The organism is Sphingopyxis sp. LARHCG72 (assembly GCF_052871675.1).
In genome coordinates this window covers 41,446-60,567 of the sequence record NZ_JBIXJU010000007.1, presented here as the reverse complement: position 1 = coordinate 60,567, position 19,122 = coordinate 41,446, and the positions used below count along the sequence as shown (strand labels likewise).

Annotated in this window: 17 protein-coding genes; 4 read left to right on the top strand and 13 right to left on the bottom strand. The window is 65.7% G+C overall.

Annotated features, from left to right (window positions below; genetic code table 11):
* Nucleotides 1-61 precede the first annotated feature (61 nt).
* From ACIPPQ_RS16065 to ACIPPQ_RS16055, 3 genes are all read left to right on the top strand, one after another.
* Nucleotides 62-1,480 carry a cytochrome P450 gene (locus tag ACIPPQ_RS16065; RefSeq protein ID WP_446545074.1) on the top strand — a complete coding sequence of 473 codons (1,419 nt, stop codon included), beginning with the start codon at nt 62-64 and terminating at the stop codon, nt 1,478-1,480.
* The gene (locus tag ACIPPQ_RS16060) at nt 1,480-1,815 is read left to right on the top strand and encodes a 2Fe-2S iron-sulfur cluster-binding protein (RefSeq protein WP_446545073.1); all 336 of its coding nucleotides are present in this window, start codon (nt 1,480-1,482) and stop codon (nt 1,813-1,815) included. Before ACIPPQ_RS16065 ends, ACIPPQ_RS16060 begins: the two co-directional genes overlap by 1 nt.
* Nucleotides 1,816-2,014: 199 nt before the next feature.
* Nucleotides 2,015-4,375 carry a TonB-dependent receptor gene (locus ACIPPQ_RS16055; RefSeq protein ID WP_446545072.1) on the top strand — a complete coding sequence of 787 codons (2,361 nt, stop codon included), beginning with the start codon at nt 2,015-2,017 and terminating at the stop codon, nt 4,373-4,375.
* A 644-nt stretch (nt 4,376-5,019) separates the two neighbouring features.
* Here ACIPPQ_RS16055 and ACIPPQ_RS16050 read toward each other — a convergent pair.
* From ACIPPQ_RS16050 to ACIPPQ_RS16035, 4 genes are all read right to left on the bottom strand, one after another.
* A complete protein-coding gene (locus tag ACIPPQ_RS16050; RefSeq protein WP_446545071.1) occupies nt 5,020-5,517 on the bottom strand; it encodes an SRPBCC domain-containing protein in 498 nt (165 codons plus the stop codon).
* A gap of 25 nt (nt 5,518-5,542) precedes the next feature.
* A complete protein-coding gene (locus tag ACIPPQ_RS16045; RefSeq protein WP_446545070.1) occupies nt 5,543-6,256 on the bottom strand; it encodes an EthD domain-containing protein in 714 nt (237 codons plus the stop codon).
* Between the two features lie 10 nt (nt 6,257-6,266).
* Nucleotides 6,267-7,247, bottom strand: a complete 981-nt coding sequence (locus ACIPPQ_RS16040) for a flavin reductase (RefSeq protein ID WP_446545069.1) — start codon at nt 7,245-7,247, stop codon at nt 6,267-6,269.
* A 96-nt stretch (nt 7,248-7,343) separates the two neighbouring features.
* Nucleotides 7,344-8,486, bottom strand: coding sequence for a helix-turn-helix transcriptional regulator (locus ACIPPQ_RS16035; protein WP_446545068.1), 1,143 nt, complete (start codon nt 8,484-8,486; stop codon nt 7,344-7,346).
* A 167-nt stretch (nt 8,487-8,653) separates the two neighbouring features.
* Between ACIPPQ_RS16035 and ACIPPQ_RS16030 the strand changes: the two genes are divergently transcribed.
* The gene (locus ACIPPQ_RS16030) at nt 8,654-10,210 is read left to right on the top strand and encodes a FadD3 family acyl-CoA ligase (RefSeq protein ID WP_446545067.1); all 1,557 of its coding nucleotides are present in this window, start codon (nt 8,654-8,656) and stop codon (nt 10,208-10,210) included.
* Between the two features lie 413 nt (nt 10,211-10,623).
* Here ACIPPQ_RS16030 and ACIPPQ_RS16025 read toward each other — a convergent pair whose 3' ends face one another.
* Genes ACIPPQ_RS16025 through ACIPPQ_RS15985 form a run of 9 tightly spaced genes read right to left on the bottom strand, consistent with a single transcriptional unit; the run spans nt 10,624 to nt 19,121 of the window.
* On the bottom strand, nt 10,624-11,088 hold the full coding sequence (locus ACIPPQ_RS16025; protein WP_446545066.1) for a MaoC family dehydratase: 465 nt from the start codon (nt 11,086-11,088) through the stop codon (nt 10,624-10,626).
* Complete coding sequence (locus ACIPPQ_RS16020) at nt 11,085-11,867, bottom strand: SDR family oxidoreductase (protein ID WP_446545065.1); 783 nt, start codon at nt 11,865-11,867, stop codon at nt 11,085-11,087. Before ACIPPQ_RS16020 ends, ACIPPQ_RS16025 begins: the two co-directional genes overlap by 4 nt.
* A gap of 12 nt (nt 11,868-11,879) precedes the next feature.
* On the bottom strand, nt 11,880-13,061 hold the full coding sequence (locus ACIPPQ_RS16015; protein ID WP_446545064.1) for an acyl-CoA dehydrogenase family protein: 1,182 nt from the start codon (nt 13,059-13,061) through the stop codon (nt 11,880-11,882).
* Complete coding sequence (locus ACIPPQ_RS16010) at nt 13,058-14,122, bottom strand: acyl-CoA dehydrogenase family protein (protein WP_446545063.1); 1,065 nt, start codon at nt 14,120-14,122, stop codon at nt 13,058-13,060. Before ACIPPQ_RS16010 ends, ACIPPQ_RS16015 begins: the two co-directional genes overlap by 4 nt.
* Nucleotide 14,123: 1 nt before the next feature.
* Nucleotides 14,124-15,026 carry an SDR family oxidoreductase gene (locus tag ACIPPQ_RS16005; protein WP_446545062.1) on the bottom strand — a complete coding sequence of 301 codons (903 nt, stop codon included), beginning with the start codon at nt 15,024-15,026 and terminating at the stop codon, nt 14,124-14,126.
* A 5-nt stretch (nt 15,027-15,031) separates the two neighbouring features.
* Nucleotides 15,032-16,183, bottom strand: a complete 1,152-nt coding sequence (locus ACIPPQ_RS16000) for an acetyl-CoA C-acetyltransferase (RefSeq protein ID WP_446545061.1) — start codon at nt 16,181-16,183, stop codon at nt 15,032-15,034.
* 11 nt (nt 16,184-16,194) lie between these two features.
* A complete protein-coding gene (locus ACIPPQ_RS15995; RefSeq protein ID WP_446545060.1) occupies nt 16,195-17,208 on the bottom strand; it encodes an acyl-CoA dehydrogenase family protein in 1,014 nt (337 codons plus the stop codon).
* Between the two features lie 6 nt (nt 17,209-17,214).
* Entirely contained in the window at nt 17,215-18,366 is a 1,152-nt protein-coding gene (locus ACIPPQ_RS15990) for an acyl-CoA dehydrogenase family protein (protein ID WP_446545059.1), read from the bottom strand.
* On the bottom strand, nt 18,366-19,121 hold the full coding sequence (locus tag ACIPPQ_RS15985) for an enoyl-CoA hydratase family protein (protein ID WP_446545058.1): 756 nt from the start codon (nt 19,119-19,121) through the stop codon (nt 18,366-18,368). Before ACIPPQ_RS15985 ends, ACIPPQ_RS15990 begins: the two co-directional genes overlap by 1 nt.
* Between the last annotated feature and the right edge of the window lies 1 nt (nt 19,122).

Below are 19,122 nucleotides of genomic sequence, written 5' to 3'. Positions count from 1 at the left end.
CCGCCCGCGCGCGATGATCCCTCCCGTTCGGCCGCGAAGACGGCGTCGAGAGGAGATCAGCATGTCGGCCATAGCGATGAACCCGCCCGCAATGAATGGAGGGGTGCCGTTCCTCGGCCACCTGACCAGCTTCTTCAAGGACCCCGTCGGTCTGCTGCGCAAGGGGTATCAGGACCATGGCCCGATCTATTCCTTCCGCATGGGCGGGCGGAACATGGTCGTGATGCTTGGTCCCGACAACAATCGCTTCGTCTTTCAGGAAACCGACAAATTGCTGTCGATTCGCGAATCGATGCCCTTCTTTCACAAGATGTTCTCGCCCGATTTCTATTCCTTCGCCGAGATGGAGGAATATCTGCGCCAGCGTGCGGTGATCATGCCGCGCTTCAAGGCGTCGGCGATGAAGAATTATGTGCCGGTGATGGCCGAGGAGGCGATCGCACTGTGCGACCGGCTCGGCGACAGCGGCGAATTCGACCTGATCCAGACGCTGGGGCCGGTGGTGATGGATATCGCGGCGCATGCCTTCATGGGACGCGACTTCAAGGAAAAGCTCGGCCACGAGTTTTTCGAACTGTTCCGCGATTTCTCGGGCGGCATGGAGTTCGTCCTGCCGCTGTGGCTGCCGACGAAGAAGATGCGCCGCAGTCAGGCCGCGAAGAAGAAGCTGCACCGCATCCTCGGGCAATGGATCGCGCAGCGCCGCGCACATCCGGTCGAACCCGCCGACTTCTTCCAGGATATCGTCGCCTCGACCTATCCCGACGGCACCCCGATCCCCGACGAACTGATCATCCACATGATCCTGCTGCTCGTCTGGGCGGGGCACGAGACGACCGCGGGGCAGGTGAGCTGGGCGCTGATCGATATCCTGCAGAACAAGGGCTATCAGGCGGTGCTGCGCGACGAGATTGGCGACCTCCTCGGCTCGTCGTCGGGCGCCGATTTGAGCTGGGAACAGGCGATCGCGATGCAGAAGATGGATCTTGCGCTGCGCGAGACCGAGCGGCTGCACCCGGTTGCCTTCACGATGATCCGCAAGGCGGCGAGCGATTTCGAGCGTGAGGGCTATCAGATCCGCAAGGACGACTGGATCCTGCTCGCACCGTCGGTCAGCCACCGGATGAGCGAGATTTTCGACCGCCCCGACGACTATCTGCCCGAACGCTTCGACACCGAGCGCGCCGACGCGAAGGTCGAGTCGAACAGCCTGATCGGTTTCGGCGGCGGCATGCATCGCTGCGCCGGGGTGAATTTTGCGCGCATGGAGATGAAGGTCGTGATCGCAGTCCTGCTCCAGCGTTACGACATTGATTTGATCGACGAACCACGCCCGATCGCCGGCGCGGGCACCTATTGGCCCGAGCAGCCGTGCCGCGTGCGTTATCGCCGCCGCGCGATCCCGGACCGGCCCGCGGCCGATATCGCGGCGCGCGCCGCCGCCGCCGGATGCCCGATGCACGCGAAGGACGCAAACTGATGGCACGCGTCACCTATGTCCAGCCTGACGGCGGCGAAAAGACCTGCACGAATTTCGAGGGCATGGCGGTGATGCACCTTGCGATCGGCAACCTTGTCGACGGCATCGACGCGCTGTGCGGCGGCGTACGCCAGTGCGCCACCTGTCACGTCTATGTCGATGACGACTGGGCGGCGCGCGTCGGCCCGCCGGGCGACGACGAGGCCGAGATGCTCGATGCGCTCGCCGATTTTATCGAGGTCAGGCCGACCAGCCGGCTGAGCTGCCAGATCCATATTACCGAGGAGCTGGACGGGCTGAGGGTCCATATCCCGAAGGAACAGCCCGGAATTTGAACGATTTTCCATGGGGCGACGCATGGACCGACTGGGGCGGCTTTGCCGCCCCTTTTTTCGTTCGCGCACCTACCACCAAAAGGGGGTAGGGAATTGCCCTCTTGCGTAGTTATATGTTGCCTATGTTACGCATGTCGTGATATTCGACCCATAAATTGCGCATCATACGCCGCAATTGACAGAAAGAGGGATGGGACAGATGAAGCACCGCACACATCTTCGCGCGCAGTTGGCCGTCGTTGCGTTGATCGCGCCCTGGATGGCGAATGCCGCGCATGCGCAAGAGGCGGCGCCTGCCGCCGAACAGACGGCATCGGGCGGCCTCGACGAGATCATCGTCACCGCGCAGAAGCGTTCCGAAAGCCTGCAGGACACCCCGCTCGCGATCAGCGCGATCAACGCCGAGATGATCGAGCAGCGCGGGATCACCAGCGTCGCGGCGCTGGGCAGCGCAGCACCCAACCTGATCATCACCGAAACCCCGTCGGCGACCGCCAATCCCTCGATCGCGATCCGCGGCATCGTCGACAACGATCCGATCCTCACCGCCGATCCCGCGGTCGGCCTTTATGTCGACGGCGTCATCGTTGGTCGTTCAGCGGGCGCGCTGTTCGACATGATGGACCTCGAGCGCGTCGAGGTGCTGCGTGGGCCGCAGGGCACGCTTTACGGGCGCAACACGACGGGCGGCGCGGTCAACCTCATCTCGGCCAAACCGTCGAAGGATTTCGGCGGCAAGCTGCAGGTCGGCTTCGGCAAGTTCGACGAGCGGATGGTCAAGGCGCTGATCGATACGGGCGAACTCGGCGACACAGGCCTAGCGCTCAAGCTAGGCTATTATCACAGCCAGCGCGACGGCACGGTCGACAATCTGCTCGAACCGTCGGACAAACGCGATCCCGGCGCCCGCAACACCGACGCCGTGCGCGCCGCGGTGCGCTTCGACAAGGGCACCGGCTTCACCGTCGACTATGTCTTCGATTCGAGCGATCGCAACGGCCGCGCCAATGCGTTCCAGCTGCGCGCGGTGCGCCAGGATATCCTCGACTATCTGAACGCTTCGCCGGCGCTCGGCGGCACGGCGCCGCAGGTGTCGCAGGACCGGCTGTCGCAGATCCGCCTCGACAATGACGGCAACGCGCACGACAAGGTGCAGGGCCATGCGCTGACGATCAATTGGGAAATCGGCGACGCGACGCTGCGGTCGATCACCGGCTATCGCAAGTGGGACAATGTCAGCGACAGCTCGGACCTCGACGGCAATGGCGGGCTGGTGGGCTTCCTCGTCAGCCCCGCCATCCTCGTGCCGCCCAATGCCTTCATCCCGCAGGGCGTGGGCCCGATCGACCTGTTCCACACCGGCAACGAACGGCACCAGAAGCAGTTCAGCCAGGAATTCAACCTGATCGGATCGATCGGCGACGAGTTCGACTATGTGCTCGGTGCCTATTATTTCCGCGAGCGCGCGACCGAGGTCAATCCGCAGGGCTTCACGCTCGTCCTCCCGTCACCGGTGCCGATCCCGATCGCACCGGGGGTCAATCTGAACAGCTTCGGCGTCAATCTCGATACGCTGCTGTCCTATCGCCATATCTCGAAATCGATGGCGGCGTTCAGCCAGCTCACCTGGAAACCTGCGGCGCTCGACAGCCGGCTAACGATCACCGGCGGGCTGCGCTATACCGAGGACAAGAAGCATCTGATCCAGGCCGCGCCGATGCCCCCGGCGCCGCGAGACCTGACGCGCAAGTTCAGCCGGCTCAACTGGCTGGCGAACATCTCCTACGACTGGAGCGACGACATCATGACCTATGTCCGTGCGAGCACGGGCTATAAGGCAGGTGGGTTCAACTCGCGCGCCGCGGACAATAACGGCTTCGATCCCGAGGATCTGACCTCCTACGAGATCGGCTTCAAGAGCGAGCTGTTCGACCGCCGCGTCCGCTTCAATGTTGCGGCCTTCCACGCGATCTACGACGATCTGCAGGTGCAGCAATTCCTTGCGGGTACCGGCGGCGCCGCGAGCACCACGGTCAACGCCGCGAAGGCGACCTATACGGGTATCGAGGCCGAGCTTCAGGCGCGGCTCTTCGACGGTTTTACCGTCGACGGCTCGTTCGGCTACACCGACCGCAAGTACAAGAAGTTCCTGTTTGTCGATCCGATGACGGGCGTCGCCGCTGACATTTCGAAGGTTGCGAAGTTCCAATATTCGGCCGCGACGACCGCGAATGTCGGCGCGCAATATGAAACCGCGCTCGGCAATTTCGGCACGCTCACCGCGCGCGCCGACTGGAACTATCGCAGCAAGGTCTATTGGCACCCGGTCAATCCGTTCAACGACGCGATCGCCGACGGCGGCGTCGGGCTGCTCAACGCACGGCTGGCGATCTCCGACATCGATGTCGGCGGCGCGAAGGCCTCGATCGCGGTGTGGGGCCGCAACCTGACCAAGGAAGAGTATATGCTTTCGGGCATCGACTTCGGTTCGCTGGGTTTCGCCGGCGTGATGTACGGCGACCCGCGCAGCTATGGCATCGAGGTCGGATTCAAATTCTGACCTGACCCGTTTCGGGTGAAACTGAAAAGCCGGGTGCCGAGCGATCGGCATCCGGCTGTTTTTTGGCATATTCAGCAAAGCCGAATTCGGCGTTCGCTTTGGCGTGAAGCGGACGCTATGCGGATCCAGGAACAATGCCCTTTTTGTGTTGTTCAAAATTTGGCCATCGGAGCAGCGCCAAGGAAAATCCGGAAATGAAACTTGATGCCGGGAGGAGGGCCGCTCTCGACCAAATCGTGGCGGGGGATACCGCGGTCATGTAATACTCAAAAAGATAGATGCTCGCGACTACTCCGCACAAGCACGTAAGGCCCGCAACTGGCGCTCGCTGCTGACCCGAGATCGACCGCAAACCGCCCAAGACTACCCCCGCGACGGCAACCGGCGTCGTCGTTCCCATTACGAACACGAACCATAGAAGAAAATCTCTGCCAAACAGTATCGAGTGCATATTCCAAAACGTGTAGATCAGCGCACCGATCACAGTTGCCAAGGCCGCTTGGGCCAAGGCGGTAGCTACACGAACGCCATAACTCGCCATCGCCTGCTCCCTCGGGTTGGTCGCATCATCGCGCCAAATGCGAACGTCCGCAATCGGTCGAATGCGGTCATTGTCGCAGTGATAACGCCCGCTGTGCGTCGGGCTAAGCTGCGGCGTGCATCGCCTCGGCGCGCGCCTTGAGCGCCAGTGCCGTGTCGTCGAAGGCGCGCTTCACCCAGGGGCCAGCAAAGCGCATCACATGGATGCCGTTCGGCCCCAGAAAGGCGTCGGTCGAATGATAGGCGCAACGCGCGTCGCCCAGCGCCTCGATGATCTGGTCGCGGCGTGCCGGGTAGGGCCAGGCGTCGTCGTGCGGCAGCGCCCACGACAGCAGGCGGCTGGGTTCGAAGGCGCAGACATATTCGCAATTGGGGAAGGTCACGCCCTCTTCGATATAGCTTTTCAGCGTCATATGCACCGACGCGCCCATTTCGAGCGTCGATTCCGCCGCGATGCAGAAGGGGTTCCATTCGCCGTAGCGCGGCAGGTCGATAAGGATGTCCCAGACCAGCTCCGCGGGCGCCGCGATCTCGACGCGTTCGGAACGGACGATCGCATCGGGGTCGACATAGGCCAGCGGGTCTTCGGTGCGGTTCGTCATCGGGGCTCTCCTGCCTTTTCGTTGTTCAGCCGCCGAAGCGCGCGAAATCATATTGGCTCGTCGGGATGCAGTCGATCCGGTCGAAATCGATGAAGCGCGCGCAGCTTTCCATCATCAGCCGCTGATTTTCGGCGAGCCGGGCCGCGTCGCCCACCGCGTCGAAATAGACGGCTTCGTCGTGGAGCGCGGCGGCGGGAAAACATTCCTCGACCATCGCGGCAAAGGCCGGGGCGCCATAGGTCAGCGGGCGAACCACCAGATTCTGGACATATTCGAAATTGGCCTGCGTATCGACCGCGACCTCGGTATGCTGGCGTTCCCAGATGTCGCGCCACGCCGGCCAGCTCAGGCGCGGCGGCAGGCCGAGAAAGACGATCTGCGAGAAGCCTTCGGTGCGCGTGCCGGGAACGGGCGGGTGCAGCCGGTTCGGCAGGGCCGTCGATTCGCTGACCAACCAGGCCGCGTAGCGCGGTGCAGCGTCGGCGACGATCGCATCGATGCCGGCGCGCGACGCATCACTGGCGCTGTCGACCCATAGCTGGATCACCGCTTCCATCTGCGGCCGGATCGAAGCGAGGCGCGGCGAGTTGCCCGATGCGACGGCATCGTCCTGGAGGTTGATCCGCAGCGCATGCGCCGCGTCCGAAAGCTTCGGGGCGATTTCCTCGAGCAGGCGGGCATTGAAAACTTCGCGGGCCTCGGCGGGGTCTTTCCACAGCGCATAGATGATCTTTTCCATGAATTGCCCTTCAGTTGGCTTCGCGGTTCGCGGCCCACGGATCGGGCAGGCCGGGATCGGTGTGGCGGATGACGTGCTTGAGAAGATGTTTGAGCAGCGCCGTCTCATTATCGTCGAAGGCGCCAAGCGCCTCTTCTTCGGCCGCCTTGGCCGCCGCGGCGAGTTCGATCATCGTCCGGCGTCCGTTGTCGGTCAGCCACAATTGGGCGGTCGCCGGATCGGAGCGGACAAGGCCGCGCGCGGCGAGCGAGGCGACCTGATCGGCGGTGATGCGTGCCCCGGTAAACCCGATCATCTCGCCGATTTCGGACATCGTGCGCCCGTCGCGAATGCCGAGGATCGTAACGACGAAATGGTCGGCGGCGTCGAGCCGGTGGCGGGCGAGGCTGTCCTGCATCCGCCCGTAAAGCTGGAAATGCGCGCGACCGAGCAGATAGCCGAGAAAATCCTCGCCGAAACTTCCCGGCGCGTCGGCATCGCCGGCGTCGCTCGCGGTCAGCGCCGCGGCGCGGCGCGCGGCCAGCGCATAGCGGCCACCGTGGAAGAGCAGGGGGGCGCGGTCGTTATGGTCGAAGGCGATTACCTCGCCGACGAAGATGACATGATCGCCGCCTTCATATTGATAGGCGGTCCGGCACTCGAAGCGGGCGGCGCATCCAGCGAGCAGCGGCACGTCGCCCGCGCCGCGATCGGGCGCGAGCCCGGCGAACTTGTCCGCGCCGCGCTTGGCGAAGCCGTTGGACAGCGGCTCCTGATCGGCGGCAAGGATGTGCACCGCGAAATATTCGGCGTCGCGAAAGGCCTCCATGCTCAGCGAAGAGCGCGCGAGGCTCCACAGCACCATCGGCGGATCGAGCGATACCGAGTTGAAGCTGTTCGCGGTCAGGCCGCAATCCTGCCCAGCCGCGTCGCGCGTGGTGACGATCGTCACCCCGGTGGCGAAGGACCCCAGTGCGTTGCGAAAGGCGATCGTATCCGCGTTGGTCGCCATGGTCTTGCTCGCTCTCCTCTTGCGCCCGGTCGGGGGCTGTCGGCGAGCTTAGGGTCGCGGCACCGCGCCGCATCGCCCAATTGGACTAGATGGCGATCAGCCGAGAACCGCGACGCTGCGCAGGATCAGGCGGACGAGGTCGGCTTGACGCCCGACGCCGGTTTTGCTGAGGATCGTCTTGCAATAGCTGCGCACGGTGTTTTCGGTAAACTCCAGCTTTTCCGCCGCTTCCGACAGGCTGAGGCCCGATGCGAGCAGCGCGGCAAGCTGTGCTTCCGACGGGGTCAGGTCGAAAATCTGCGCGACGAGCCCTTCGAGCGGCTGGCTGTTGTCGAGCCCCGAGACATAGACGACGGCGGCCGGGCCCGCTTCATTGCCATAGTGCGATCGCGCCTCGATCGAGCGGACGAGGATGCCGAGATGCCCGTCGAAATCGGCCTCGACGCGCAGCCCCTCGGCGAAGCTGCCGCCGTCGCGGTGCGCGGCGACGGCATTGCCGATCAGTTTCTGGAGCTGGGCGTTGCCCGACTGGTTTGCGAGCGCGAGCCGCTCGCCCGCGGTGCGCAGGCCCTTGTTCGCCCGCGCGAGCGTGCGGCCGGCGCTGTTGCTGCGAAGGATGCGTCCCGCGCCGTCGAGGATGAAGGTGCAGAGCGTCAGCCGGTCGAGCGTGTCGATCATTACTTGCACCTCGGTCTCCTCGCGCCGGAGCCGGGCGAAAAGCGCGAGCGAAAGTTCGAGATGCGGGCGCAGCGCGATCAGCATCGCCTTGTCGTCGTCGGAAAAATCCTCGCCGTCGGGGCCGTCGGTCAGTCCGACATTACCCTCCCACCCGCCGGGTTCGGAAATATACATGCCAAGCTGATATTCGATGCCATAGGGCTGCAATATTTCGGCATAAAAGCGGCTGGCGTGGAGGGCTTCGGCGGCGACGATCTCGCTGAGCCGGTAGATGTCGCCGGGCCGCGCGAGCGCGTTGCGCAGCGGGTCGAGATCGCCGAGTTCGGCATGGATGCGGTGGATACGGCGCGCGTCCTGTTCGGCGATCGGAGGCGGCGGTGCCCAGATGATGAAGGGCGGCATGCCGGGACGACTCAGCCGCAGCGTGATCGCGGCGCTCTGACGCTGCATCCGCCGGTTGAGCGCTTCGAGGAAGCTCTGCCAGGGCGTCTCCTCGAGCGCGCCGCGGTAAATCAGCGTCACCAGCTCGTCGACGTCGGCAACAGGCTTGTAGCTGGGCATTCCGACTCCATTCCCCCGTTCCGTCGCTCCTCCCTCTATAGGCCGCGTCCTTGGCGCGGCAACATCGATACCGGAGCCCCCGAATAGGGGTTGTGGCGCGGGGCGTGGCGCGTCACCGGAACAGATGCGAAAAAGGCGCGCGCGATGCACGCCCGAACGGAGAGACGATGGCCGTGTCCGAACCGAAGACGACGATCCCGCACATGATCCTTGAAGCCGCGGCGGTCTATGCCGATCGCGTCGCGATCCGCGGCGAGGATGGCCGGACCGTAACCTATGACGATCTGCCATCGCTGATCGGCGACAGCGCCCGGGCTTTCATCGCCGCGGGCGTGTCGGCGGGCGACCGCGTCGCGATATGGGCGCCCAACTCGGTGGAGTGGATCGTCGCGGCGATCGGCGCGCAGGCGGCGGGCGCGGCGATCGTGCCGCTCAACACCCGGCTCAAGGGGCGCGAGGCCGGATATATCTTGCGCGCGAGCGGGGCGAAGCTGTTGCTGACCGTCGCCGAATTTCTCGGCACCGCCTATCCGGCGCTGATCGCGGACGAAGAATTGCCCGATCTCGCCGGGATCGTGCTGCTCGACGGCGAAGCGGGCGGTCAGCCGTGGCAGGCGTTTCTGGAGCATGGCGGGAATGTTGCCGAAGAGGCCGTCGCGGATCGGCTCGACGCGCTGGGCGAAAATGATGTCTGCGACATCCTCTTCACCTCGGGCACGACGGGCAATCCCAAGGGTGCGGTGACGACGCACGGCCAGAATGTCCGGCTCTACCGCGCCTATGGCGGCGGGCTCGGCTATGGGCCCGATGACAATTTCCTGATCATCAACCCCTTCTTCCACAGCTTCGGCTACAAGGCGGGATGGCTCGTCGCGCTGATGCACGGGGCGACGGTGTTGCCGCATGCGGTGTTCGATACCGAAAAAGTGCTCAAGCGGATCGAAGCCGAACGCGTGACGCTGCTGCCGGGGCCGCCGACCATTTTCCAGAGCCTGCTCGCCGGACCCTATGAAACCCATGACCTGTCCTCGCTGCGTGTGTCGATCACCGGCGCGGCATCGGTTCCGGTGACGCTGATCGAGGAGATGCGCGGCAAGCTCGGCATCGATATCGTGCTCACCGCCTATGGGTTGACCGAGACGTGCGGCGTCGTGACGATGTGCAGCGCGGGCGACGATGCTGAGACCGTTGCGAACACCGCCGGGCGGCCGCTCGCCGGCATCGAGGTCCGGCTCGTCGATCGCGACGGGGCCGATGTCGCGACCGGTGAAGCGGGCGAGCTGCTGGTGCGCGGCCCCAATGTGATGCGCGGCTATTTCAACGATCCCGGCGCCACCGCGGCGGCGATCGACGCCGACGGCTGGCTCCGCACCGGCGACATCGCGGTGCGCGACGCGCGCGGTAATGTGAAGATCACCGACCGCGCGAAGGACATCTTCATCGTCGGCGGCTTCAACGCCTATCCGGCCGAGATCGAGGGGCTGCTTGCCGCGCATCCCGGGGTTCTGCAATCGGCGGTGATCGGGGTGCCCGACGCACGGTTGGGAGAGGTGCCGATGGCGTTCGTCGTGCTACGCCCCGGCGCGGCGGCATCGGCGGAGGAGATCATCGGCTGGTGCCGAGACAATATGGCGAACTACAAGGTCCCGCGCCGGGTGGAGATACGCGACGCGTTGCCGATGAATGCGGCGGGTAAGGTGCAGAAGTTTTTGCTGCGGGGATGATCGGGTGGCCGGTTTCGACCGGTTGCGGGCAAGAGAGATGAGCACTAGAAATTCTTGATGCGCCTTCTCCTAACGATTCCCCTTCTGTTGATCTTGGCTGGTTGCGCTCACCATGTATCGAGTTCCGATCGCCTCATGCTATCGATCGAAGCGAGGGTAAGCCTCCCGAAAGGGGCTTCGCCGTTGAATCAGTATCGCAGATATTATTCCTTTTCCGAGAACGATCCTGATCTCGTGCAGGCAATCTATGAAAAGGGGGGAAGGCCTGCGAAGATGTTGCTTTCTTGGGATCAAATGCCGATTATCGTGGACGGCGGGTGTTCGGTGATCTGGTTGCGCTTTCGCGCTAGCACCAAAAAATTTGAAAACGTGTCCTGCGGTTAGGAAGGACCGCTCCCCATGCCAAGGGCGCGTCACGCCTCCGGATAAAAGCGGCTGATCGTATCCACGACGCAGGCGGACTTCTCTTCACCCTCGATCTCGACCGTCACGCGGACCACGGCCTGCACGCCGCCCCTGGCTTCCTCGGCCCTGACCAGTTCGCCGACGCCGCGGATGCGGCTGCCTGACCGGACGGGGTTCAGGAAGCGCAGATTGTCGGTGCCGATGTTGATCCCCATCGAAACGCCGCGCACCTCGATGAGGTCGGGGAGGAAACGGTTGACGAGGCTCATCGTGAGATAGCCATGCGCAATCGTGCCGCCGAACGGGCCGTCCTTGGCGCGCGCGGGGTCGACGTGGATCCACTGATGATCGTCGGTCGCCTGCGCGAACAGGTCGATACGGTCTTGCTCGATCGCCACCCAGTCGGTCGGCCCGAAACGCTCTCCGACGGCCGCCAGCAGCGCTGCGGGCGTTTCGAAGATGCGCGCGCTCATGCCTGTTGGCTCGATACGGCGATGACTTCTCCGGCCATATAGGAGGAGAGATCGCTCGCGAGGAACAGCATGACGTTCGCCACTTCCCACGGCTCGGCATAGCGGCCGAAGGCTTCCTTTTCGGTCAGCTCTTCGAGCAGGCCCGGCGGCGTCACCTTCGACAGCGAGGCGTGCATCGCAAGGCTGGGCGATACGGCGTTGATGCGGACACCCTGTTCGGCCGCTTCGAGCGCAGAGCAGCGCGTGAAGGCCATCACCCCGGCCTTGGCCGCGGCATAATGCGCCTGCAATTTCTGCGCGCGCCAGCCGAGCACCGAGGCGTTGTTGACGATCGCACCCTTCTGGCGCTCGTACATGTGCGGCAGCATCGCGCGTGTCATGCGAAAGACGCTGGTCAAGGTCACGTCGAGCACCTTGTTCCACTGGTCGTCGGTCATTTCGACGACCGGCGCAGCGCCGCCGAGCCCGGCGTTGTTGATCAGCACGTCGACATGCCCCATCGCCCCGATCGCGCCCTCGACGAGCGCCTGCACCTGCGCCTCGTCGGTGACATCGCACACAAGCGTTCCCGGACGCGCGAAGCCGAGCGCGGCGATGCGGTCGGCGGTCTCGCCGAGCCGGCGTTCGTGCATGTCGGAGAGGAAGAGGGTCGCGCCTTCCTCAGCCGCGCGCTGGGCAACCGCGCCGCCGATGCCGCTGCCCGCGGCAGCGGTGATCAGTACCGTCTTGCCCTTCAGGAGGCCCGTCGGGGTTGGGTATTCGGGGGCGGGTCGTGCCACGTTTCGGTTCCTTTACTTGAGGTCGCCGCGCGGTTCGCGCGGGAGGCCGAGTGCGCGCTCGGCGATGATGTTGCGCTGGATCTCGTTGGTGCCGCCGTAGATCGTGTCGGCGCGGCTGTAGAGAAACAGGTTGGGAAGAGGAGGGAAGGCATAGTCGCCGCCCGATATGGTCTCGCCCGCCTGCCCGAGCACGTCCATCGCGAGTTCGCCAAGGTCGCGGCGCCACGTCGCCCATTGGATCTTGTAGGTGAGCGCGGCGGGGTTGAGCTTGCCATCTTGCGTTTCGGTGAGCATCCGGAGCGCGCCGTAACGCATCAGCCTGAGGCCGATTTCGGCCTGCGCGATGCGCTGACGGATCATCGGATTCTGCGCCTCGCCATTGGCGCGCGCCGCGGCGATCACTGCGTCGAGTTCGTTGCGGAAGCCCATCTGCTGCGCGAGCGTCGATACGCCGCGCTCGAAGCCGAGCAGTCCCATCGCGACCTTCCAGCCGTCGCCGGGCGCCCCGAGAATGTTTGCCGCATCGGTGCGCGCGCCGTCGAAGAAGGTCTCGTTGAACTCGGCCTCGCCGGTGATCTGGTGGATCGGGCGCACGGTCACGCCGGGCTGGTCGACGGGAACGAGCAGGAAGGACAGCCCCTTCGGGCCCTTCGATCCGTCCTCGCTGCGCGCGATGACGAAGATCCAGTTGGAAAATTGCGCGAGGCTGGTCCACACCTTCTGCCCCTCGATCACCCAGTCATCGCCCTCGCGCCACGCGCGCGTGCGGACGTTGGCGAGGTCGGAGCCCGCGCCGGGTTCGGAATAGCCCTGACACCAGATTTCCTCGCCCTTCGCGATTTTGGGCAGGAAGCGTGCTTTCTGTTCGTCGGTTCCGAAGGCGAGGATCGTCGGGCCGGCGAGCTCGATGCCGATATGATTGAGCCGCGGCGGCGCGCCGGCGCGCGCATATTCCTCGGCGAAAATGACCTGTTGCGCGAGCGTCGCGTCGCGGCCGCCGAATGCTTTCGGCCAGCCGACGCAGCTCCAGCCGGCTTCGCCGAGCCGCTTTTCCCAGTCGCGGCGGCGTTCGGGCATTTCGGTGAGGCTGGTGAGCCCGCGGACATCGGCGAAGGGGCCGCCCAATTCGGCCTTCAGCCATGCCGCGGCTTCGGCGCGGAAAGCCTCTTCTTCGGGAGAAAATCCAAGCTTCATGCGGCGTCATCCAGTCCGGCGAGGGTGGCGATCTGCTCGCGGTGCCAGTCGGGCGTGCCGAGCAGGCCGCGATTGCTGCGCGCGCGCTTGAAATAGAGGTGCGCGTCATGCTCCCAGGTGAAGCCGATGCCGCCATGGAGCTGGATCATCTCGCCGGCGGCGTCGCTATAGGTGTCGCAGGCGAAGGCCTTGGCGGCGTGGACCGCGAAGGCTGCCTCGTCCGATCCTTCGTCGATCGCGCACGCGGCCCAATAGACCGCAGAACGCGCCTGCTCGACCGCGACCATCATGTCGGCGAGGCGATGCTTGACGGCCTGGAAGCTGCCGATCGCACGGCCGAACTGGACGCGCTCCTGCGCATAGGCGACCGTGCGGTCGAGACAGGCCTGCGCGCCGCCCAGGGCATCGGCGGCGATGGCGAGCGCGCCGGTGCGGCGCGCGGCGGCGAACGCGGCGGCGGGGTCGGCGAGCGGTTCTGCCGCGACTGCGCCGAAATCGAGCCGCGCATAGGGGCGCGTCTGGTCCATGCTGGTGAGCGGGGTGACGGTGAGGCCGGGCGCGTCGCGTTCGACAAGGACTGCGTTTTCGCCGACCGCGACCACGAATAGATCGGCGCGCGCGCCGTGCGGAACGTGCAATGCCGCTCCGGTCAGGGCGCCGTCGATCCACGTCGTGCCGGGTGCGGTCTCGGCGAAGCTCGCGACCAGATCGCCCGCGGTGAGGCGCGGGAGGAGGCGTGCCTTCTGTTCGGCGCTGCCGCCTGCGAGGATCGCGGGGATGGCGAGGCCGACGCTGGCGAGTAGGGGCAGCGCAGCGACGTGCCGTCCCGCTTCCTCGGCAAGGATGGCAAGCTCGACCATGCCGAGCCCGACACCGCCCTCGGCCTCGGGCACCGCGACCCCGGCGAGACCGAGTTCGGCGGTGAAGGCCTGCCACAGCGCGTCGTCGACACCCGTCCGTGCCATGGCGGCGCGCGTGCGTTCGCTCGTCGCCTGTTTGGCGAAGAACGCCTTCGCCGTTTCGGCGATCATCGCCTGTTCGTCGGTGAAGGCGAAATGCATCCTAGCTGCCCCAGACCCGGCGCGGTTCGGCGCGTTCGCCGAGCAGCTTGTCGACCGCCGCGCCGACATCGGCGGGTGCCCATTTGGCCTCCTTGTCGACCGTCGGGCCGAGCTTCCAGCCATCCTCGATCGTGATGCGGCCGCCTTCGAGTTCGAAGACGCAGCCGGTGACGTGGCGCGACTGCTCCGAACCCAGCCAGACGACGGTCGGAGCGATATTGTCGGGATCCTGCACGTCGAAACCGGCCTCGACCGCCGCCATCTTGTCGGCAAAGGCACCTTCGGTCATCCGCGTGCGCGCGGCGGGCGCGAGCGCGTTGGCGGTGATGCCATAGCGACCCAGTTCGGCCGCCTGCACCAAGGTCAGCGCGGCGATCCCGCCCTTTGCGGTCGAATAGGCCGCCTGCGCGATCGAGCCCTGCAGCCCCGCGCCGCTGGTCGTGTTGATGATGCGCGCGTCGACGGGGTTGCCCGCCTTCTGCTGCGCGCGCCAGTAATCGACCGCGTGGCGGGCGACGCAGAAATGGCCGCGCAGATGGACGTGCATCGTCGCGTCCCACTCCTCCGGGGTCGCCGAGACGAACATGCGATCGCGCACGATCCCGGCGTTGTTGACGACGACGTGCAGGTCGCCGAACGCCGCGACCGCGGCGTCGACGATGCGCTTCGCGGCGTCCCAGTCGGTGACGTCTTCATAATTGGCGATCGCGCTGCCGCCCGCCGCCTTGATTTCGGCGACCAGATCGGCGGCGGCCGAGGTGTCGCGGCCTTCGCCCGACAGGCTCGTCCCGATGTCGTTGACGACGACATTGGCGCCCTCGGCGGCGAAGGCGAGCGCGTAGGAGCGCCCGAGCCCGCGCGCCGCGCCGGTGATGATGACGGTCCGTCCGTCGCAAATACCCATGGGTCTTACAGCCTTTCGATGATGGTGACGTTGGCCTGGCCGCCGCCTTCGCACATGGTCTGGAGGCCGTAGCGGCCGCCGGTGCGTTCGAGCGCGCCGAGCAAGGTGGTCATAAGGCGCGCGCCGGTGGCGCCGATCGGGTGGCCGAGCGCGATCGCGCCGCCTTGGACATTGACCTTCTCGTGCGGGACGCCGAGTTCCTGCATCCACGCCATCGGGATGCTTGCGAAGGCTTCGTTGCATTCGAACAGGTCGATGTCGTCGACCGACATGCCCGCCTTTTCGAGCGCATATTTCGTCGCGGGGATCGGGCCGGTGAGCATCCACACGGGATTGTCGGCACGCACCGACAGGTGATGGATACGCGCGCGAGGTTTCAGCCCATGCGCCTTCACCGCGGCCTCGCTTGCGATCAACAGCGCGGCGGCGCCGTCGCAATTCTGGCTGGCGATGCCGGCGGTGATCACGCCGCCCTCGTTGACGGTCTTCAGCGTCGCGAGCCCTTCGGGGGTCGTCTGCGGACGGACGGTTTCGTCCTGCTCCAGCCCTTCGAAGGGCGCGATCTCGGCTCTGAACCAGCCATTGTCGATCGCCGCCTGCGCGCGGCGGTGCGATTCACTGGCGAATTCTTCCATCGCCGCGCGGGTGATCTGCCACTTGTTCGCGATCATCTCGGCCGACTTAATCTGGTTGATCTCTTCGGTTCCGTAGCGCGCGTCCCAGCCCTTCGCGCCGATGAAGGGACTGTCGAAGCCATAGGCCTGTCCGGCGTACATCGCCGCCGAGATCGGGATCGCATTCATCGCCTGACTGCCGCCCGCGACGACCAGATCCTGCGTCCCGCTCATCACGCCTTGCGCCGCGAAATGCACCGCCTGCTGCGACGATCCGCACTGGCGGTCGATCGTCGTGCCGGGGACATGCTCGGGAAGCCCTGCGACGAGCCACGCGGTGCGGCCGATGTCGCCCGCCTGCGGGCCGATCGTGTCGCAGCAGCCCCAGACGACATCGTCGACGAGACGCGCATCGATGCCGGTGCGCTCGACGAGCGCCTTGATCGGGTGCGCGGCGAGGTCGGCGGGGTGGACGGCGGCGAGGCTGCCCTTCTTGCGCCCGATCGGGGTGCGGACGGCGTCGATGATATAGGCTTCAGCCATGTTCTTGTTCCTTATGCGAAGCTGTGGCCGGGGCCGATCGGCAGCGCGCCGCCGATGACGGCGGCGTCGATGCGCGCGAGATGGAAGGCGCGGTCGCCCCACGCGCCGGACAGTGCCCAGGCGCGTTTCATCCAGAAATGGAGGTCGACTTCATAGGTGTAACCCATCGCGCCGTGCGTCTGGATCGCGGTCTCGCTCATCGCCCATGCGGCGTCAGCGGCGGCGAGCTTGGCGTGGCTGACATGCACCGATGCGCTGGCGCTCCCGTCGGCGAGCGCGACGGCGGCGCGCTGGATCACGGGCTTGGCGAACTCGATCTTGACCACCGCGGTCGCGAGGTGATGCTTGACCGCCTGAAAACTGCCGATCGGCTGGCCGAACTGGCTGCGGTTCTTCGCATAGTCGGTCGCCTGTTCGAGCATCGCGTCGGCGATGCCGACCAGCTGCGCGGCGGCGATCAGCGCGGCATGGTCAAGCAGGGCATCGGCCGATCCGATTTCGGCTCCCGCCGGCGCAACGGGCGCATAGAGGCGGCGGAGCGGATCGACGCTATCGAGTAATTCGGCGGTGCCGTCATGGTCGGCGAGCAGCAGCGCGCCGTCCTTCACCGACAGGATGTGGCTCGCGCCGTCGAGGTCGGCTGCCCACGGATTGACCGGGTGCTGGAGCGCGACCTTTGCTTCACCCGCGGCAATCGCAGCGAGCAGCGCGTCCTGCCCGCCCGCCTTGGCGAGCAGCGGCGCGGCGACGAGCGCGGTATCGGCGAGCGGTTCTGCGACTCCCGCGCGGCCGAGTTCGGCGGCGATCAGCACGCCGTCGAGCAGCGACAGGCCGAGCCCGCCCTGCGCTTCGGGGACGAGCAGGCCGGGGAGGCCCATCTCGACGAGCCCCCGCCAGACCTCGGCCGAGCGGCGGCTGTCGCTGGCATCGAGCGCGCGCAGCAATTCGGGTCCGTGGACGCCCGCCAGATAATCGCGCACGCCTGTCGTCAGCGTCGCCTGATCTTCGGTGATCATGAAATCCATGGCGACTTACCTCGGCAGGCCGAGCAGACGCTCGGCGATGATGTTGCGCTGGATCTCGTTCGACCCGGCGTAGATCGGGCCCGAGAGCGAGAAGATATAGCCTTCGAGCCACATGTTGAGCGCGCGGCCGTCGAGATGACGCAGCTCTGCCGATGCGCCGAGCAGCTGCATCGCGGTGCGGTGCGCGGCGCGGTCGAGTTCGGACCAGAAGATCTTGTTGAGGCTCGCCTCGGCGCCGATATGCCCGCCCGCCATGATCTTCGACGCGACGGCATAGGTGTTGTAGGCATAGGCCTGCGCATCCATCCACGCCTGCATCACTTGTTCGCGTGCGGCGGGTGCGGCCTTGGCCTCGTGTTGACGGAAGAGCCTGACGAGGCGCTCGGCGGCCGCCTGGAAACGCGCGGGCGAACGCAGCATCAGCCCGCGCTCGAACCCTGCGGTCGCCATCGCGACGTTCCAGCCTTCGCCTTCGCCGGCGATGCGGTTCTCGACCGGCACGCGGACTTCGTCGAAGAACAGCTCGGCAAAGCCCGGATCGCCGTGAAGCTGGCGGATCGGGCGGCGCGTCACGCCGGGGGCGTTGAGGTCGAACAGGATGAAGCTCAGCCCCTTGTGCCGCTTCGATTCGGGGTCGGTGCGGAACAGGCCGAAACCCCAGTCGGCGAAGCTCGCGCGGCTCGACCATGTCTTCTGGCCGGTGATCACATAATGGTCGCCGTCGCGGATCGCCTTGGACGTGATTGCGGCCATATCCGACCCGGCATTGGGTTCGGACCATGCCTGCGCCCAGATCACTTCGCCCTTCGCCATCGGGGTCAGGAAGCGCGCCTTCTGCTCGTCGGTGCCGAACTCCATGACGGTCGGGCCGAGCAGGAAGATGCCGTTCTGGTTGACGCGCAGCGGCGCGCCGGCGCGATAATATTCCTCTTCGAAGATCAGCCACTGGATCAGGTCGAGCCCGCGCCCGCCATAAGCCTCGGGCCACGTCACCATGCCCCAGTTGCCGCTGGCGAGCTTGCGCTCCCATTCGACATGCTGGTGATAGCCGTCTTCGCGCTCAAGGGTAACGAGCGGTTCTTTCGGAACGTTCGCTTCCATCCACGCGCGCACCTCGGCGCGGAAGGCCTGTTGTTCATTTGTGTAGGCGAGGTCCATCAGAATTCGGCCGCCTTGCCCGTCTCGACAAAGGCGTCGCGCGATTTCTGGCTGTCTTCATGCATATACATTTCGAGCGTGAAGCCCTGTTCCCAGCGATAGCCGCGGTCGACGTCGCGCGCTTCGAGCCCGTTGAGCGCCTCCTTGGCGATCACCAGCGCCTTGCGCGACTTGCCCGCGATCACGCCGGCAAAGGCGCGCGCCTCCTCGACCAGCGCCTCGCGCGGGACGACCTTCTCGACCGCACCGAGCCGGTAGGCTTCCTCGACCGGGATATTGCCACCGGTGAAGAAGGCCGCGCGGACCTTGTGCAGCGGCAGCATGCGCGAGAGGTGCGAGGCGCCGCCCATCGCGCCGCGATCGACCTCGGGTAGCGAGAAATAGGCGTCGTCGGCGGCGATGATCGTGTCCGACGCGCCGCAGATGCCGATGCCGCCGCCGATCACGAATTTATGCACCGCAACGACGACGGGCACCTCGCAGTCGCGCACCGCCTTGAAGGTCAGGTAATTGCCGCGGTTGAGCAAAGTGATCCGCTCGGGATGCGCCTGCATCTCCTTGATGTCGACGCCGCCGCAGAAGCCGCGCGCGCTTTCGGCGGCGCGGATCAGCACGACGTTGACGTCGGGATTGCTGCCGGCTTCGCGGATGATCGCGGGCAGGCTGTTCCAGGTTTCGCTGTCGAACGCGTTGACCGGCGGGACGTCGAAGACGATCTCGGCGATGCGGTCCTTGATCTCGGTATGGATCGGCATG

What these genes read in the sequence shown, in the direction of transcription:
- ACIPPQ_RS16065 (WP_446545074.1), top strand. Translation starts at nt 62, where the DNA reads ATGTCGGCCATAGCGATGAACCCGCCCGCAATGAATGGAGGGGTGCCG.
- ACIPPQ_RS16060 (WP_446545073.1), top strand. Translation starts at nt 1,480, where the DNA reads ATGGCACGCGTCACCTATGTCCAGCCTGACGGCGGCGAAAAGACCTGC.
- ACIPPQ_RS16055 (WP_446545072.1), top strand. Translation starts at nt 2,015, where the DNA reads ATGAAGCACCGCACACATCTTCGCGCGCAGTTGGCCGTCGTTGCGTTG.
- ACIPPQ_RS16050 (WP_446545071.1), bottom strand. Translation starts at nt 5,517, where the DNA reads ATGACGAACCGCACCGAAGACCCGCTGGCCTATGTCGACCCCGATGCG.
- ACIPPQ_RS16045 (WP_446545070.1), bottom strand. Translation starts at nt 6,256, where the DNA reads ATGGAAAAGATCATCTATGCGCTGTGGAAAGACCCCGCCGAGGCCCGC.
- ACIPPQ_RS16040 (WP_446545069.1), bottom strand. Translation starts at nt 7,247, where the DNA reads ATGGCGACCAACGCGGATACGATCGCCTTTCGCAACGCACTGGGGTCC.
- ACIPPQ_RS16035 (WP_446545068.1), bottom strand. Translation starts at nt 8,486, where the DNA reads ATGCCCAGCTACAAGCCTGTTGCCGACGTCGACGAGCTGGTGACGCTG.
- ACIPPQ_RS16030 (WP_446545067.1), top strand. Translation starts at nt 8,654, where the DNA reads ATGGCCGTGTCCGAACCGAAGACGACGATCCCGCACATGATCCTTGAA.
- ACIPPQ_RS16025 (WP_446545066.1), bottom strand. Translation starts at nt 11,088, where the DNA reads ATGAGCGCGCGCATCTTCGAAACGCCCGCAGCGCTGCTGGCGGCCGTC.
- ACIPPQ_RS16015 (WP_446545064.1), bottom strand. Translation starts at nt 13,061, where the DNA reads ATGAAGCTTGGATTTTCTCCCGAAGAAGAGGCTTTCCGCGCCGAAGCC.
- ACIPPQ_RS16010 (WP_446545063.1), bottom strand. Translation starts at nt 14,122, where the DNA reads ATGCATTTCGCCTTCACCGACGAACAGGCGATGATCGCCGAAACGGCG.
- ACIPPQ_RS16005 (WP_446545062.1), bottom strand. Translation starts at nt 15,026, where the DNA reads ATGGGTATTTGCGACGGACGGACCGTCATCATCACCGGCGCGGCGCGC.
- ACIPPQ_RS16000 (WP_446545061.1), bottom strand. Translation starts at nt 16,183, where the DNA reads ATGGCTGAAGCCTATATCATCGACGCCGTCCGCACCCCGATCGGGCGC.
- ACIPPQ_RS15995 (WP_446545060.1), bottom strand. Translation starts at nt 17,208, where the DNA reads ATGGATTTCATGATCACCGAAGATCAGGCGACGCTGACGACAGGCGTG.
- ACIPPQ_RS15990 (WP_446545059.1), bottom strand. Translation starts at nt 18,366, where the DNA reads ATGGACCTCGCCTACACAAATGAACAACAGGCCTTCCGCGCCGAGGTG.
- ACIPPQ_RS15985 (WP_446545058.1), bottom strand. Translation starts at nt 19,121, where the DNA reads ATGCCGATCCATACCGAGATCAAGGACCGCATCGCCGAGATCGTCTTC.